This window comes from Bradyrhizobium sp. LTSPM299, from assembly GCF_000938235.1.
Classification (GTDB): Bacteria; Pseudomonadota; Alphaproteobacteria; order Rhizobiales; family Xanthobacteraceae; genus Bradyrhizobium.
This window is the reverse complement of record NZ_JYMU01000085.1, coordinates 434,388-449,609: the sequence shown is the minus strand read 5'-3', so window position 1 is coordinate 449,609 and position 15,222 is coordinate 434,388. Positions and strand designations below refer to the sequence as shown.

General features: G+C 60.6%; 15 protein-coding genes. 7 read left to right on the top strand and 8 right to left on the bottom strand.

The features are described from left to right. Window positions 1–8: 8 nt before the first annotated feature. The 4 genes from UP10_RS37745 to UP10_RS37730 form a co-directional block, all read right to left on the bottom strand. Entirely contained in the window at window positions 9–887 is an 879-nt protein-coding gene (locus tag UP10_RS37745) for an ABC transporter permease (RefSeq protein WP_044592178.1), read from the bottom strand. Window position 888: 1 nt separating this feature from the next. Continuing rightward, window positions 889–1,770: an ABC transporter permease gene (locus UP10_RS37740; RefSeq protein ID WP_044536799.1), complete on the bottom strand. Its 882-nt coding sequence runs from the start codon at window positions 1,768–1,770 to the stop codon at window positions 889–891. A gap of 87 nt (window positions 1,771–1,857) precedes the next feature. Further along, the gene (locus tag UP10_RS37735) at window positions 1,858–3,150 is read right to left on the bottom strand and encodes an ABC transporter substrate-binding protein (RefSeq protein ID WP_044592177.1); all 1,293 of its coding nucleotides are present in this window, start codon (window positions 3,148–3,150) and stop codon (window positions 1,858–1,860) included. A gap of 18 nt (window positions 3,151–3,168) precedes the next feature. Continuing rightward, window positions 3,169–4,203, bottom strand: a complete 1,035-nt coding sequence (locus UP10_RS37730) for an ABC transporter ATP-binding protein (RefSeq protein ID WP_044592309.1) — start codon at window positions 4,201–4,203, stop codon at window positions 3,169–3,171. Window positions 4,204–4,561: 358 nt separating this feature from the next. On the opposite strand from UP10_RS37730, the gene atzD reads away from it, so the two are divergent. Further along, window positions 4,562–5,692 carry a cyanuric acid amidohydrolase gene (gene atzD / locus UP10_RS37725; RefSeq protein ID WP_044592308.1) on the top strand — a complete coding sequence of 377 codons (1,131 nt, stop codon included), beginning with the start codon at window positions 4,562–4,564 and terminating at the stop codon, window positions 5,690–5,692. An 83-nt stretch (window positions 5,693–5,775) separates the two neighbouring features. Here the strand turns inward: atzD and upp (UP10_RS37720) are convergent, their stop codons facing one another. Next, on the bottom strand, window positions 5,776–6,411 hold the full coding sequence (gene upp / locus UP10_RS37720; RefSeq protein WP_044536797.1) for a uracil phosphoribosyltransferase: 636 nt from the start codon (window positions 6,409–6,411) through the stop codon (window positions 5,776–5,778). 282 nt (window positions 6,412–6,693) lie between these two features. On the opposite strand from upp (UP10_RS37720), the gene UP10_RS37715 reads away from it, so the two are divergent. From UP10_RS37715 to upp (UP10_RS37705), 3 genes are read left to right on the top strand one after another with little or no spacing between them, the layout of a single operon-like run. Continuing rightward, on the top strand, window positions 6,694–7,941 hold the full coding sequence (locus UP10_RS37715) for a GTP cyclohydrolase II (protein ID WP_044592176.1): 1,248 nt from the start codon (window positions 6,694–6,696) through the stop codon (window positions 7,939–7,941). An 8-nt stretch (window positions 7,942–7,949) separates the two neighbouring features. Next, window positions 7,950–9,194, top strand: coding sequence for a URC4/urg3 family protein (locus UP10_RS37710; protein WP_245322160.1), 1,245 nt, complete (start codon window positions 7,950–7,952; stop codon window positions 9,192–9,194). A gap of 27 nt (window positions 9,195–9,221) precedes the next feature. Continuing rightward, window positions 9,222–9,851 carry a uracil phosphoribosyltransferase gene (gene upp / locus UP10_RS37705; protein WP_044592175.1) on the top strand — a complete coding sequence of 210 codons (630 nt, stop codon included), beginning with the start codon at window positions 9,222–9,224 and terminating at the stop codon, window positions 9,849–9,851. Between the two features lie 210 nt (window positions 9,852–10,061). Here upp (UP10_RS37705) and UP10_RS37700 read toward each other — a convergent pair whose 3' ends face one another. The 3 genes from UP10_RS37700 to amaB all read right to left on the bottom strand — a co-directional run bounded on the left by UP10_RS37700 (window position 10,062) and on the right by amaB (window position 13,548). Further along, the gene (locus tag UP10_RS37700; RefSeq protein WP_283807712.1) at window positions 10,062–10,550 is read right to left on the bottom strand and encodes a deoxycytidylate deaminase; all 489 of its coding nucleotides are present in this window, start codon (window positions 10,548–10,550) and stop codon (window positions 10,062–10,064) included. Window positions 10,551–10,742: 192 nt separating this feature from the next. After that, complete coding sequence (locus UP10_RS37695; protein WP_044592174.1) at window positions 10,743–11,972, bottom strand: pyridoxal phosphate-dependent aminotransferase; 1,230 nt, start codon at window positions 11,970–11,972, stop codon at window positions 10,743–10,745. Between the two features lie 13 nt (window positions 11,973–11,985). Next, window positions 11,986–13,548 carry an L-piperidine-6-carboxylate dehydrogenase gene (gene amaB, locus UP10_RS37690; RefSeq protein WP_044592173.1) on the bottom strand — a complete coding sequence of 521 codons (1,563 nt, stop codon included), beginning with the start codon at window positions 13,546–13,548 and terminating at the stop codon, window positions 11,986–11,988. Window positions 13,549–13,563: 15 nt separating this feature from the next. Between amaB and UP10_RS44910 the strand changes: the two genes are divergently transcribed. The 3 genes from UP10_RS44910 (at window position 13,564) to UP10_RS37680 (ending at window position 15,174) form a co-directional block, all read left to right on the top strand. Next, on the top strand, window positions 13,564–13,752 hold the full coding sequence (locus UP10_RS44910; RefSeq protein ID WP_156180645.1) for a hypothetical protein: 189 nt from the start codon (window positions 13,564–13,566) through the stop codon (window positions 13,750–13,752). Next, complete coding sequence (locus tag UP10_RS37685) at window positions 13,749–14,651, top strand: LysR family transcriptional regulator (RefSeq protein WP_245322159.1); 903 nt, start codon at window positions 13,749–13,751, stop codon at window positions 14,649–14,651. Before UP10_RS44910 ends, UP10_RS37685 begins: the two co-directional genes overlap by 4 nt. Before the next feature lie 82 nt (window positions 14,652–14,733). Continuing rightward, entirely contained in the window at window positions 14,734–15,174 is a 441-nt protein-coding gene (locus UP10_RS37680) for an Lrp/AsnC family transcriptional regulator (protein WP_044592171.1), read from the top strand. Window positions 15,175–15,222 lie beyond the last annotated feature (48 nt).

Genomic DNA, 15,222 nt, shown 5'->3' with positions numbered 1-15,222 from the left:
GGTCGATTCTATACCATTCCCTTGCCTGCGTCCGACCCGTGACGTCTTTGCCGGGCCTGAAGCACAAGAATGACAACCAGCGCCAGGAAAATGACTAGAAAGGAAACGGCGCTCGTCAGTGTTCCAAGCGCGTAAATATCCGGCTTCGTAACTGTTGTCGTCAGGCCCTGCAGATCGAGGGGCAGTGTGTTGACAGAGCCGATGGTCTGGCTTGAGCGTGCGAGCTCATCCCAGGACAAGGTAAATCCGAACAGACCAATACCCACGACAGACGGCAATATGATTGGCAGCACGACATGCCGAAATGTCTGCCACGGTGTTGCGCCGAGGTCGCGCGCCGCCTCTTCAAGACGGCCATCGAACCTGTTGAAAATCGCAAACATGATCAGGAGGCCAAAAGGCAAGGTCCAGGTCAGATGTGCACCAAGGCCCGACGTAAACAGCCCCATCGCCGTTGTCCAATTTGCAGCACCACTCTTGATGATGACATCGTCAAGCAGGCGGAATTCCAGGGCGATACCGAGCGAGGTAATGATCGACGGCATGATCAGGCTGGCGATGGCAACATAAAACAGGATGCTCGCGCCGCGGAACGATCTGCGGAAAGCCAGGCCGGCCGAAACGGAGAGAACGACCGTAAACACCATGACGACGAGGCCGAGCTGAAGCGACCGCTTGAAAGCCGCCCCGATGTCGATGATGCCCGAACCGGAGAACACCTTGCCGAACCACACAAGGGACACGCCGTTCATGGGAAAGGTCAGGCCACCATCAGGCCCCTGAAACGACAAGATGTAGATCGCGAACATCGGCCCATAGAGGAACAGGACGTAGGCCGTGAAAAACGCAGCGAGAACATAGAAGGATCGCGGCCGCTTCTCGCCCATCTCACAGTTCCTTGCGAATATCGACGACCTTGGTCAGCGCCGAAATGATCAGGATCGTGATGCCGAGCAGGATAACCGCATTGGCTGCAGCCGCCGGGAATTGCAGCGCATTCAGGCGCGCCTCGATGATCTTGCCTGCAGATGCAATCTGTTGGCCGCCCATCACACCTATCGTGACAAAATCACCCATCACGATCGTGATCACGAAGATCGAGCCAATGACGATTCCGGGTTTTGCCAGGGGAATGATGATGTTCACCAGGGTCTGCCATCCGGTGGCGCCGGCATCATAGGAGGCTTCGATCAACCGCTTGTCGATGCGAATCATCGAATTGAAGATCGGTACCACCATGAAGAATGTGAAGAGGTGAACGAGGGCAAGTACGACGGAAAACTCCGAGAACAGCAGCCATTCCAGCGGCTGATGGATCAACCCGGCACCCTGGAGGCCCTTGTTGACCAACCCGTTGCGGCCAAGCAGCGGAATCCACGCGATCATGCGGATCACATTCGACGTCCAGAACGGGATGGTGCAAAGCAGGGTGAGCACGATCTGCCAGGTCTTGGACCGGACGTGGAACGCGAGAAAATAAGCGACGGTGAAGCCGATCAGAAGGGTCAGGCTCCAGGTCAGCAGACATAATTTCAGGGTCTTCAGATAGGTCTTCAGGATGGTGCAGAGATTGGGCAGATCGGCAATACATCCCTCGAACGTATCGCTGTAGCCACGCAGGCTGAAGGCCGGGATCATTTCATATTCGTTGTAGTCCCACGCGCTGACGATCGTCACGAAAATCAACGGCAACAGGAAGAACAGCGCGAACACGAGCATCATCGGTGCGGCCTGAAGCCACGCAACGAAGGTCTTGCGGTCTTGCGTCATTGAAAGGCCGATCGCAGTGATGGCGAAGAAGGACTTGCCATGCGCTTTGGCACGGCAAGTCCTTTAGATTAAGTCCTTTGGATTGCATCAAGCGGCGATGAATTCATTCCACTTGCGCACCATGTAATCGTTCTCGTCCATCACGGCGTTCCAGCAGGCGACGCCACCCATGCGGTCGTCGTAGGATCCGCCGTCGCGCTTGGCGCCGGCCTTCTCGAGGATCGTACCGTCGGGCGCCTTGATGTCGGCGACGGCGGCCTTGCCTTCCATCCAGTAGCCCCACTCGTCGGCCGTCATGTTGGCCTTGGCGGTGGACAGCACAGCCGAGTAGTAGCCCTGGCGATTGAGATAGGCGCCAGCCCACCCCGACAGATACCAGTTCACGAATTCATAGGCCCAATCGAGCTTCGGTCCCGAAACCGCCTTCGACACGCAGAACCCTGACGCCCACGAGCGATAGCCTTCCTTGAGCGGCTGGAACGTGCAGGCGATACCCATCGAGCGCACCTTGGTGACCGCGGGCGACCACATCGACTGGATGACGGTTTCACCCGACGCCATCAGGTTGACGGATTCATTGAAATCCTTCCAGAATGCGCGGAACTGGCCCGCCTTTTTGGCTTCCGTCATGATCTTCATGGTGAGATCAATCTCGGCCTTCGTCATGTTGCCCTTGTCGGCATAGGTGTGCTGACCGGTGGCTTCGACCACCATCGCGGCGTCCATGATTCCGATCGACGGAATGTTGAGAATCGAGGCCTTTCCCTTGAATTCGGGATTGAGCAGTTCGGTCCATGATGAGATGGGCCGCTTGATCAGATCGGGCCGGATGCCGAGCGTATCGGCATTATAGACCGTCGGGATCAGCGTCACGAACTCGGTCGGCGTTTTGGAGAACGTCTTGGAGTTCGCTCCCTCGAGATAGAGCACCTTCCACGGCGCGGTACCCTGATTGCCGATCTTCTTGCCGTTCGGCAACTGACCCTTGGTGAAGACAGGGGTGATGTTGTCGAATTCCTTGATCTTCTTGGAGTCGAGGGCAAAAATATTGCCCGACGGCACCAGCTTCTTCAGCGAGAAATATTCCGTATCCAGCACGTCGAACGAGTTCGGCTGGGTGATCACGCGCTTGGTCACGTCGTCGGTGGTTGCCGTGATGTATTCGATCTTGATCCCGGTATCTTCCAGACATTTCTTTGAAATGTCGTCACCTTCGTTCACCGCCGTCCCGAGATAACGCAGAACTTTCGGCTCGGCTGAATGGACATAGGGAAATCCGGTAATTGCGCCCGAACCTGCCGCCAGGCCGACGGCTCCGGCTGCGCCCTTCAGCATAGCGCGACGGCTAACGCCGCCATTGAGTTTCGAAGATTTGCTCATGATGTTCTCCCTTGAATGTCACGCCGCCTTTTCAGGCGATCGGACGGTTACAGAACTGGTGGTCTTAAGTGGGCTGGCTTGCGTCGGGTCCCATGTGGCGAGAACACGTTCACCTACGGCGTAGTTGGCGGCATCGAATTCAGTTTCCGTGACTTGGGCCGAGATCTCGGATCCGCCCTCGATGGCGATGACGATGCGGACATAGGTTCCCTGGTATTCGACCTCGGTGATGGTGCCAGCAATCGATGGACCAGCGACGGTTTCGTTCGGTTTTTTCAGCATCAGCCGATCAACCCGAACGGCGAAGGTCTCGGGGCCCACAGCAATGACGTTGTGGCCGCCGATGAATTTCGCCGTGAACTCGGTTCGGGGGTGGTTGAAGATTTCACGCGGCGAACCCTGCTGTTCGATCCGGCCGCCATTCATGAGAACTACGATATCGGCCAGGGCCATCGCCTCGTCCTGGCCATGCGTCACATGGATAAAGGTAATCCCAAGTTCGCGCTGCAGCTTTTTCAATTCGGCTCTCATCCGCAGTCGCAAGAACGGATCGAGCGCCGAAAGTGGCTCGTCCAGGAGCAGGATTTGAGGAGAGGTGATTAGTGCGCGCGCGAGCGCCACGCGCTGCTGCTGGCCTCCAGAAAGCTGGCCCGGTAGCCTTGCCGCATACGGCTGCATATCGACGAGCTCGAGCAACTTGTTGGCTTCGGCATGGCGCGCAGCTTTGGCAACGCCTTTCATTTTCAAAGCGAAGCCAACATTGTCGATGACGGAAAGATGCGGGAACAGGGCGTAAGACTGGAACATCATCGCCGTGCTTCGATTGGCAGGGGGCAGGTCGGTCACATTCTTCGGTCCAACCAGGATGTCGCCTGAAGTCACCGATTCATGGCCTGCCACCATGCGCAGCGTCGATGTCTTGCCACAGCCAGACGGCCCGAGCAGGCAACAATAGGAGCCGGCAGGAATCTTGAGGTTGATGGCGTCAACGGCGGTGACGCCGCCGTACATCTTCGTCAATTGCACCAGTTCGAGCGCCGCCGTGGTCGTCATCCGCACCATTCCGTATCGTCTTGCCGAGGACCCTGGGCGACCTGTCGCCCCTGGACGCTATCCGTAGTTAGATGCAACAGATGTGCCAAAAATTGCGACAGATGAGACAAAAAGTGGGCAAATTCGGCTGTCCATGAAGTCGACTGCGCTGCTCCGGCCGAGAAATCGGAGGCCGGTTGCCGCGTTACCCCGCATCCGCAGCTTTACACCCGAACCTAAGCAATTGAGGCTATGTTGGAAAACGATCCTTTCGCAAGCCATCTTGTAGCGATCAAGCCGTTGCGCGCCCGGAAATGCCGGGAGCCGTGATGGCTTGCCATATCCTTTCGTCGGCCCGAAGATATCCGAAGGGAAGGGCATGCGCACAAAATCGGTCAACGTCTTTCGGATTTCCACCAAAGGCCCCGGGGACGCCTCCGGCCTGCTGGACCTGATCGAGCAAGGCAAAATTGATCCACGGTCGATCGTCGCGATACTGGGCAAGACCGAGGGCAATGGTGGCGTCAACGATTTCACGCGCGAATACGCCGTTTCAGCTCTCAGCGCGACCCTGGCGCCTTATGTCGATCTGCTGCCGCACCGCGTTGAGCAACGGATCGCGTTCGTGATGTCGGGTGGTACGGAAGGTGTGCTCAGCCCACATATCACCGTCTTCACGCGTGACGCTGCTCCCGGTCGCGATTCCGAAGACGTTGCCGGGAAGCGCCTCAGCATCGGGATGGCACACACGCGGGATTTTTTGCCCGAGGAGATCGGGCGCGGCGTACAGATCAGGGAAACGGCAAGGGCCGTCGCCGCCGCCATGGCCGACGCTGCTATCGTCGATCCACAGGACGTCCATTTCGTGCAGATCAAGTGTCCGCTTTTGACGAGCGACCGTATCGAGGCCGCGAGGGCGCGAGGCAATGAGACCGTGACCAACAGTGCGTACGGCTCGATGGCGTATTCGCGTGGCGCATCGGCGCTGGGCGTGGCCGTCGCGCTTGGCGAGATTGACGGCGCGATTGACGATGAGCACGTCCTTCGGCGGTTCGATCTATTTTCGTCGGTCGCGTCGACGTCGGCGGGCATCGAGTTGATGCATAATGTTGTCATCGTGCTTGGCAATTCGGCATCGTCGGCGGCCCCCTTCGAGATCGGACACGCCGTGATGCAAGACGCCATCGATTCCGCAGCCGTGATCGATGCACTGAAAAGTGTGGGACTGCAGGTCGAATACGACTCCAAACCGCCGACGGCGAACCGCCAGCTCGTCAACATCTTCGCCAAGGCGGAAGCCTCGCCGAGCGGCAGCATCCGTGGATTTCGTCACATCATGCTTGAGGATACCGACATCAGCTCAACCCGGCACGCCCGCGCTGCTGTCGGCGGATTGATCAGTGGCTTGTCGGGAACAGGCGCCGTCTATGTTTCTGGTGGAGCCGAGCATCAGGGGCCGCCTGGGGGCGGGCCCGTAGCCGTCATCGCCCGACTATTGACGACTAATTAAGGCTGAAGATTAGGCTCCGTTGCCGTTACGAGCGCGTCAATTTCGTCATAACGCCGCTTCGGCACGAAGGTGATGCCGCGCACTTACTTGGTGCCAAACATTCTGTCTCCGGCATCGCCCAAGCCTGGCACGATATAGCCGTGATCGTTCAGTCTCTCGTCGATCGCAGCAGTCCAGATCGGGACGTCAGGACACTCATCCTGGAATCGGGCAATCCCCTCGGGGGCCGCGAGCAGGCAGACGAACCTGATATCTCGGGCACCTCGCGATTTGAGCAGGCTAACCGCGGCGCAGGCTGAATTTCCGGTAGCCAGCATCGGGTCCAACAGGATCACGATGCGGTCCGATACGTCCTGCGGCGCCTTGAAGAAGTATTCCACGGCTTCAAGCGTTTCGGGGTCCCGGTAGAGGCCGATATGCGCGACGCGCGCTGCCGGAACGAGCGCCAGCATCCCGTCGAGAAATCCGACACCCGCCCGCAAGATCGGAGCGAAAGTGAGTTTCTTGCCCGCGATCTTCGGCGCCTTCATCGCGGCGACCGGCGTATCGATGTCGACCATTTCCAGAGGCAAGTCCCGGGTGACCTCATAGCAGAGGAGCATTCCGATCTCGTTCAGAAGCTCGCGAAAGCCCTTGGTGGAGCGATCCTTGTCGCGCATCAGCGAGAGCTTGTGCTGGACCAGGGGATGGCTGACGAGGTTCACGCTTTTCTTGGTCATGAGATCGCTTTATCCGGGGTGGCGCGGGTAGGATGTCGTGCAAGTGGCGTGCCCCATGCTGCTTCTGACCATCGAGCGCCGCTTCGTTCATGGGGCGGGCAAACCGAGGCGGCCTTGGCTGCATGGGTCATGATCGCGTCGTAAACCATAAGGTTAATGCCCGCGACGCTCCAAAACGGCCGTTGTGTTCAGCCGCGGTTCCGCCATACTGGAGAATCCTTCGATTGCTGGCAACCGGGCCTTGTGCGCCCGGCGGCAGTCAACATCTATTGGTGCGTGACAATGACTCGCTCTAATCGAACTGATCATATTCGGATTACATCCCACCCGGCGCCGGGCGCGAAGGTTGATTTCCCGATTCATTGGGGAGCGGCCACGGCGCGTGAACGCGGGCCGGTGATTGGGACTGTTTCACGCCCCCAGCAGCGCAATGTGATAGGCACCCACAGCGGCTCCTATTCGATCTATCGCGCACTGGCGGTCTCATCGGGCGCGCTCGATCCGATCCGGCGTCCGGACCTGACCAATACGCAACCTGCCGCCACGGTTGGGCCATTCCCGCAATGGACGGATCCGAACCGGATCGTCTCGCTCGATCCATGGGGACACCTGGCTGCGGAAGCGTTCTCGAAAGACATTGCCGAGGGTGTCGATATCCGTCCGAGCATTGCCATCACCCGCGCCCGCCTCGATTTACCCGAATTGCAGGCCGCGATATCAGCCGGTCGGCTCAAGCGCGACGGTGCTGTCGTTCACGAGAACGGAAGCGTCTCGGTCGTCAAGATTGCGATCGACCCGGTCTGGTATCTGCCGGGCATCGCAGCGCGCTTCGCCACGACCGAAAACAATCTGCGCAGGCAGTTGTTCGAGCAGACCGCGGGCATGTTTCCGGAACTGGTGACACGGCCCGACCTTCATGTGTTTCTGCCGCCGATCGGTGGCACGACGGTCTATCTGTTCGGCGATGTCGCCAAACTGCCGGACCATCGCACCAGCATCACCTGCCGTGTGCATGACGAATGCAACGGCTCCGACGTGTTTGGCTCGGACATCTGCACCTGCCGCCCATACCTGCTGCACGGCATCGAGGAATGCGCGCGCGCCGGACAGACCGGCGGGCTCGGCATCATCATCTACAACCGCAAGGAAGGCCGCGCCCTTGGTGAGGTCACCAAATTCCTGGTCTACAATGCGCGCAAGCGGCAAGAAGGCGGCGATGCCGCCGCCCAGTATTTCGAGCGCACCGAATGCGTTGCGGGTGTTCAGGATGCCCGATTCCAGCAGTTGATGCCTGACGTCGTGAACTGGCTCGGACTGAAACGCATCGACCGCTTCGTTTCCATGAGCGACATGAAGTATGACGCGCTGGTGAGCCAGGGCATCGATATCGTCGAACGCGTACCGATCCCGGACGATCTGGTGCCGGCCGATGCTCAGGTGGAGATCGCAGCCAAGAAGGCTGCCGGCTACTACACACCCGAGGAGCCAACCCAGCGCGACTTCGTCGGCCGTTCGCTCGACAAATATTGAGCGCGACCGTGCCCTCCGTGAATTCCGAGACGTCGGCGGCTTTGTCATTGCTCAATGCCGGGGCGGTGCGGGAGCGCGCGCACCGGCTGCTTGCCATCGGCCTTGAGGACCGGCTGCCGAACTTCCGCGTCCATCTCGACCGCATGGACTCGACGGCCGAACTGGTGGTGGAGACCACGCGCAAGGCGTATCCCTCGTTGGCTGTGCCGTTTCACTCGCGCTGGCGGCATTTCTCCATGAATGGTGTCGATCGCTGGAGGGGCTTGGCCGACCAGATCGCATGGCCGGATCCCGCGACACGGGCGCGTGCCGAATTCGATCTGGCCATGGTCAGCGTCTTTCTCGACGCCGGCGCCGGGCCGTCATGGCGCTACCACGACCCCGTGACCGGATCGGCCATCGGCCGTTCGGAGGGATTGGGACTGGCGAGCCTTGCGATGTTCGCCGGTGGCGCATTCTCGTCGGATCCGCGACAGCCGCTTCGAGCCGATGCGGACGCGCTTGCGAATTTATCCGTTGCGGACCTCGCACGGGGCATGCAGGTGTCGGATGCCAATCCGTTGGTCGGCATCGAGGGCCGGGTGAATTTGTTGCGCAGCCTCGGCCGGCTGGTGGCTGCGAAGCCTGAAGTCTTCGGACGCTTCGATACGCCGCGGCCCGGCGGGCTATTCGACCGGCTGGCATCGCTGGCGGACGAAGGCAGGCTTCCGGCGCCCGCGATATTGTCGGAACTGCTCAAAGAACTCGGGCCGATCTGGCCGTCGCGGCTGACGCTCGGCGGTATCGCGCTCGGTGATTGCTGGAAGCATCCGATGCTGACGACCGTGGATGTGACCAGCCACCTGATGCCGTTGCACAAGCTCTCGCAATGGTTGGCCTATTCGCTGATCGAACCGCTGCAGAATGCCGGCATTGGTGTGACCGATATCGATGGGCTGACCGGCCTTGCCGAGTATCGAAACGGCGGTCTGTTCGTCGACAATGGCGTGCTGACATTCCGCGACGAAGGCGATGCGTTCCGGGAGCATGATGTCGCTTCGCCGCTTGTCGTGGAATGGCGAGCGCTGACGGTGGCGTTGCTCGACCGCGTCGCGGATCATGTGCGGCGCCGTCTCGGGCTCGACGCAAACGTATTGCCGCTGGCGAAAATCCTCGAAGGTGGAACCTGGGCCGCGGGCCGACGGTTGGCGCGTGAAAGCCGCGCTGACGCGTCGCCTCCGGTTAAAATTATCAGCGATGGCACTGTATTTTAAGGCAGTATTTTAGGGCAGGGGCTCGGCATGGAAGGCGTCACGATCGTTAGTCACCCGCTGGTGCAGCACAAGCTGACACTGTTGCGCAGAAAGGACACTTCGACCAAGTCGTTTCGCGAACTCCTCAAGGAGATCGGGATGCTGCTATGTTACGAAGTGACCCGCGATCTGCCGCTGGCCGATGTCGATATCGAGACGCCGCTGGCGAAAATGAAATCGCCGGCGATATCAGGCAAGAAGCTGGTGTTCGCGCCGGTGCTGCGTGCCGGCGTTACCTTTGCGGACGGCATGCTCGACCTCGTACCGACTGCGCGTGTCGCCCATATCGGGCTTTATCGTGAGCCCGAAACATTCGTGGCGGTGGAATATTTTTTCAAGGCGCCGAGCGATCTACACGAGAGGCTCGTGATCGTGATTTCGCCCGTGCTGGCGACAGCCAACCTGTCCGTCGCGGCGGTGGACCGGCTGAAGGAGCGCGGTGCCAACGACATCCGGGTGGTCAGTCTGATCGCCTCTCCTGAAGGGGTCGAGCGCATGCGTGGCATCCACCCGGATGTTCCGATCTGGCTCGCCGCCATCGACGAAGGGCTGGACGAAAACGCTTATATTCTGCCGGGCCTTGGCGATGCGGGTGACCGTGCCTACGGGACGCGATAGATTAGAAGTCGAATAGCAGCCGCGATGAGGCCAGGCCCTCTCCCGCTTGCGGTGGGCAGCGTTTGCGGTATTTCGGAATATTAGAATAGTATCGCTGATTTGCCCGACGTGTCAAGTTGTTTGGTCGAACGTCGTCCGCCGCCGGCTACTTTGCATGGGGTTGTTTTCGATATTTTGGCAACGCGCCCCTGCTGACCGAAGGCCGCGTGATTAATTGTTGTCTTCGGATACATCCGGCAGTTCTGCGAGCCTCGGTATGAACCGCACCACGACGTTTGCTTCCTTCAGCATCGTGCCGGCAATCGCAAAATCCTGGGACCAATTGGAATTGGGCTGGTCGGGTTCATACCCAACGACCTCCGATATGCCCGATTGGATAATCGCCTTTGTGCATTCCACGCAGGGAAACCAGGGAACGTAGATCGTGCAGCCCTTGAGCGCTATCCCGATGCGCGCAGCGTTGAAGATGGCGTTCTGCTCGGCATGGCAGCTCCAGACGTATTTTGCGCCGGTTATGCGGGAGTGTCGCTCTTCCACCGCATCGTTAACCCCGCGTGGCAACCCATTGTACCCGGTCGAGCGTACTTCATTATCGGGCCCGACCACGACGGCGCCCACGCGGCGTCCCTTTTCAATGCTCCAGTGCGCCAAATGATGCGCCAGAAGCATGAACCGCTCATCCCATTTCTTGTCTCGCAATTCGTCCGACCTTGTTACGTGTGCCCAGCATCAAATAGACGCGAAAAACAGTTAATAGCCGGTTTTCCAATGCCTGTCGCATTATTCCAGACCTGTGCACGGGAGTACGAGCGGTACTCGTCTCACACTGGCCCGTTGACGCCAAGGCGACAAGTTTCGCGTTATCGAGGTCGCACAAGCGTGTTGAGGCTCTCACGAAAGCTGCGCGGCTGCGCCAGCGATGCGCTGGCAAGCTTCCTCGATCTCCACGATCGAGGTCGCATAGGAAATCCTGAAATACGGTGCGAGGCCGAAGGCCGAACCCGGGACGACGGCAACGCCGACGGTGCGCAAGAGATATTGCGCAAAGACGGTATCGCTCTCGATGACCTGTCCTTCGGGTGTGGTCTTGCCGATCAGGCCAGCGCAGCTTGCGAATGTGTAGAAGGCGCCCTCCGGGACGCGGCAGGTGATGCCGTCGATCCTGTTCAAAGCGCCGACGACCAGATCGCGCCGCTCCTGGAACGAGCGACGGCGGTCGCGGATGAAATCTTGCGGACCGTTCAGCGCCTCGACGGCTGCAGCCTGGCTGACCGAAGAAGGGCAAGACGTCGACTGGCTCTGGACGACGGCCATCGCGCGGATTAGGGCGTTCGGTCCGCCGGCGTAGCCGATGCGCCAACCGGTCATCGCGTACGCCTTCGACACCCCGTTCACGGTCAGCGTGCGCGCCCGCAGCGCCGGTTCGATCGCCGCGGGCGTGACGAAACGAAAGTCGTCATAGACGATGTGCTCATACATGTCGTCGACCATCAGCCAGACATGCGGATGCTCGAGAAGCACGTCGAGGATCGGCCGGTACTGGCCTTCCGAATAGGCCGCTCCGGACGGGTTCGACGGTGAGTTCAGCATAACCCACCGCGTCCGCGGCGTGATCGCGCGTTCGAGGTCTTCGGCCGACAGCCGAAAGCCGTTGGTTTCCGAGCACGGCACCAGCACGGGCACGCCGCCGGTGATCTGTACGATGTCGGCATAGGTCACCCAGAACGGCGTCGGGATGATGACCTCGTCGCCGGGATTGATCGTCGCCATCATGGCGTTGAACAGCACCTGCTTGGCGCCGGCGGATACCGTGATCTCATCCTGCGTGAAGTCGAGCCCGTTGTCACGCTTGAACTTGGCACGGACGGCGGCCTTGAGCTCGGGCGCGCCGTCGAGAGCGGTGTATTTGGTGGCGCCGGCGCGCATGGCGCGCTCGGCCGCATCCTTGATCGGCTCCGGCGTATCGAAGTCGGGTTCGCCCGCGCCCAGGATGATAACGTCCTGGCCCTGGCGCTTCATCTCGGCTGCGAGCCCGCTGATCTTCAGAATCTCCGAGACGCCGATCGCGGAGAGGCGGTTCGCCGGCCGAAACAGCGACGAGGTGTGTACGGGGGCGTTCATGCCTGTTTTCCCCTCAAGTCACGTCAAACTTGACGCCCTGGGCGAGCGGCAATGTCCGGCCATAGTTGATGGTGTTAGTGGCGCGCCGCATATAGGCCTTCCACGCATCCGAGCCCGACTCGCGCCCGCCGCCGGTTTCTTTTTCGCCACCGAAAGCGCCGCCGATCTCGGCTCCCGACGGGCCAATATTGACGTTGGCGATGCCGCAATCGGAGCCTCGCGCCGACAGGAAGGCTTCCGCCTCGCGCAAATCGTTGGTGAAGATCGAGGACGAGAGCCCTTGCGGAACCGCGTTGTGCAGGCCGAGCACCGCGTCGAAGTCGCGATATTTGATGACGTAGAGGATGGGCGCGAAGGTCTCGTGCTCGACCGGTCCGGTCTGATCTGCGATCTCGACCAGCGCCGGTCGAACGTAGTAGGCCTCGTCGGCGCCCTCGAACACGACGCGATCGCCGCCGAGCACCGAGCCGCCGGCGGCGCGCGCCTCGCCGAGCGCCTTCTGCATGCAAGAATAGGCCATGCCATCGATCAGCGGGCCGACCAGATTGCCATCCTCGCGCGGATTACCAACCGTCACGCTTTGATAGGCCCGCTTCAGACGCGGAACGAATGTGTCGTAGATGCTCTCGTGGACGAAGAGACGGCGCAGCGTCGTGCAGCGCTGCCCGGCCGTGCCCATCGCCGCGAACGCGACACCACGCAATGTCAAATCGAGGTCGGCGGTCGGCGTGACGATGGCGGCGTTGTTGCCGCCGAGTTCCAGGATCGCGCGGGCAAAACGCCGGGCGAGCCGCGGCGCGACGGCGCGGCCCATGACCGTCGATCCGGTCGCTGAAACCAACGGCACCTTGGCATGGTCGGTGAGGATTTCGCCGATGTCGCGACCGCCGAACAGCACGATCGAAAGCGCGTCCGGCGCATGACCGCCCTCCTGCCTGAAGCGTTCGAGGGCGCGTGCGAACAGGGCTTCGGTCGCAAGCGCAGTCAGCGGCGTTTTCTCGGACGGCTTCCAGACGATGCTGTTGCCGCAGATCAGGGCCAGCGCCGCATTCCACGACCATACCGCGACCGGGAAATTGAATGCCGAGATGATGCCGGTGACGCCGAGCGGATGCCACGTCTCCATCATCCGGTGCTCGCTGCGCTCGGTTGTGATGGTCAGGCCATAGAGTTGACGCGACAGCCCCACGGCAAAGTCGCAGATGTCGATCATCTCCTGGACCTCGCCGAGGCCCTCCGACGTGATCTTGCCGACTTCGATCGAAACGAGCTTGCCGAGGGCCTGCTTGTTGGCGCGCAGTTCTTCGCCAAGAAGCCGGACGAGTTCGCCGCGTTTCGGAGCAGGAACCAGACGCCATTCGAGGAAGGCGGCATGAGCCTTGTCGATCGCCGCCCGCGTCTCCTCGGCGCCGATCTCGTGAACATGGGCGGTGATCTCGCCGGTGATCGGCGACCGTGCCGCAAGCGTGCCGCCGACATGGCGGCTCCGCGCCACGCCGAGCTGGCTCAGGAGCGCGTCGACCTCGCTTGCCTGGGGCGTGACGGTGCGCGATGGGGCGTTGGACGTGACGGTCATGACAAGATCTCTTGGATGGTTGGGCTGACAGGGAAGAAGTCGGATCGCGTCATCGGTATCTCCATTGTTACGGAACACGCCCGCGGCGGCGTGCCTGATCCCACGGCCCGTTCATGCGATTTCGTTATGATCGTTGAAAATAGGCTTGCGAATGGCGCTGATTCAATCAATGTTTTCGCAGGAGATCATTCTGATTTGGAATGACTATGCAAACGCCTCGCCGCTTCCTTCCTTCCACGGCTGTCTTGGCGGCGTTCGAGGCCACCGCTCGGACCGGCAGCATGACCTTGGCCGCGCGCGAACTCAGCCTGACCCAAAGCGCGGTCAGCCGTCAGATCAAGATCCTCGAGAAACAGCTCGAGGTCGAACTCTTCGTGCGCGAGCGTCAGACCATTCGGCTGACCGCCGTCGGCGACACCTATGCGCGCGAGGTTCGCGAGGCGCTGCACAAGATCAGCACCGCCTCCTTCAATCTTCACGCGAACCCGAGCGGGGGAACGCTCAATCTCGCCATCTTGCCGACATTCGGTACGCGCTGGCTCGCGCCGCGCCTGCCCAGGTTCCTGGCGGCAAATCCCGGAATCACGATCAACCTTGCGACGCGCTTGTCCTACTTCGATTTCCGTACGGAAGCGCTGGATGCCGCGATCCATTTCGGTCATCCGGAGTGGCCCGGCGCAGAGATGGTGCTGTTGCGATCCGAGGAAGTGGTTCCTGCCTGCAGCCCCGCACTGAAACGGCAACACGGCTTCCGCGTTGCAGGCGATCTCAAGCAGGCTCCGCTGCTCAGCATCTCCACTCGGCCTCAGGCCTGGGATCGCTGGTTTTCGCTTCACGATGTGCCGGGCAGAACCTTTCAGGGGATGGTGTTCGACCAATTCGCGACCGCGGCCCAGGCCGCGATTGCCGGCGTCGGCGTCGCGCTGCTCCCGACGTTCCTGATCAAGGACGAACTGGCGAGCCGCAAGCTGGTTCGCGCCATCAATCTGCCGATGGAGAGTCCCGAGCGATACCACCTCGTCTGGCCCTCCGAACGCGCGACGTACCCGCCGCTGCAGGCTTTCCGGGAGTGGCTGGTGGCGGAGACCGCCCCCGATCGGTAAGTAGGTACGCTAGACTTGGGCCGGCGAAGTGCAATAATTCCCCATCATTTGGTCGAAAAACTATCAATCCGAAGGGGTAAAAATGGCCCGTCCAGCGGACGCCAGGAAGGACCAGGATCTCCTCAACATCTTGATTGCGAATGCGCGGACCTCTGTCGCCGATATCGCCAAGGCGCTCGGCGTGTCCCGCGCGACCGCGCAGGGGCGAATGGCACGGCTGGAGAAGCAGGGAACGATCGCCGGCTACACCGCCATTCTAGGCAAGGGAGATCATGTTACGGCGATCTCGGCGATTATCCTGATCGAGCTCGAGGTCAGGCAGCAGGGCAACGTCATTGCAGCTTTGCGCAAGCGAGCCGAAGTGGTCAATTGCTATACGCTGAGCGGCCCCTTTGATCTCTTTGTGAAGATCAATTGCGCGACCTCCGTTCATCTCGACGAGGTCATCGACTGGATCGCCGAGATGGACGGCGTTAGGCGCACCACATCGTCCGTTTTGCTCGCCAGAAAATTCGAAAGGTGAGTAGAAGCCAGGCGAAAGCCTGCCTGCGAGACGATCAGCGCGCCACAT

Excerpts from the sequence above, each read along its gene's own strand:
- UP10_RS37745 (WP_044592178.1), bottom strand. The coding sequence starts at position 887 with ATGGGCGAGAAGCGGCCGCGATCCTTCTATGTTCTCGCTGCGTTTTTC.
- UP10_RS37740 (WP_044536799.1), bottom strand. The coding sequence starts at position 1,770 with ATGACGCAAGACCGCAAGACCTTCGTTGCGTGGCTTCAGGCCGCACCG.
- UP10_RS37735 (WP_044592177.1), bottom strand. The coding sequence starts at position 3,150 with ATGAGCAAATCTTCGAAACTCAATGGCGGCGTTAGCCGTCGCGCTATG.
- UP10_RS37730 (WP_044592309.1), bottom strand. The coding sequence starts at position 4,203 with ATGACGACCACGGCGGCGCTCGAACTGGTGCAATTGACGAAGATGTAC.
- atzD (WP_044592308.1), top strand. The coding sequence starts at position 4,562 with ATGCGCACAAAATCGGTCAACGTCTTTCGGATTTCCACCAAAGGCCCC.
- upp (WP_044536797.1), bottom strand. The coding sequence starts at position 6,411 with ATGACCAAGAAAAGCGTGAACCTCGTCAGCCATCCCCTGGTCCAGCAC.
- UP10_RS37715 (WP_044592176.1), top strand. The coding sequence starts at position 6,694 with ATGACTCGCTCTAATCGAACTGATCATATTCGGATTACATCCCACCCG.
- upp (WP_044592175.1), top strand. The coding sequence starts at position 9,222 with ATGGAAGGCGTCACGATCGTTAGTCACCCGCTGGTGCAGCACAAGCTG.
- UP10_RS37695 (WP_044592174.1), bottom strand. The coding sequence starts at position 11,972 with ATGAACGCCCCCGTACACACCTCGTCGCTGTTTCGGCCGGCGAACCGC.
- amaB (WP_044592173.1), bottom strand. The coding sequence starts at position 13,548 with ATGACCGTCACGTCCAACGCCCCATCGCGCACCGTCACGCCCCAGGCA.
- UP10_RS44910 (WP_156180645.1), top strand. The coding sequence starts at position 13,564 with ATGGTTGGGCTGACAGGGAAGAAGTCGGATCGCGTCATCGGTATCTCC.
- UP10_RS37685 (WP_245322159.1), top strand. The coding sequence starts at position 13,749 with ATGACTATGCAAACGCCTCGCCGCTTCCTTCCTTCCACGGCTGTCTTG.
- UP10_RS37680 (WP_044592171.1), top strand. The coding sequence starts at position 14,734 with ATGGCCCGTCCAGCGGACGCCAGGAAGGACCAGGATCTCCTCAACATC.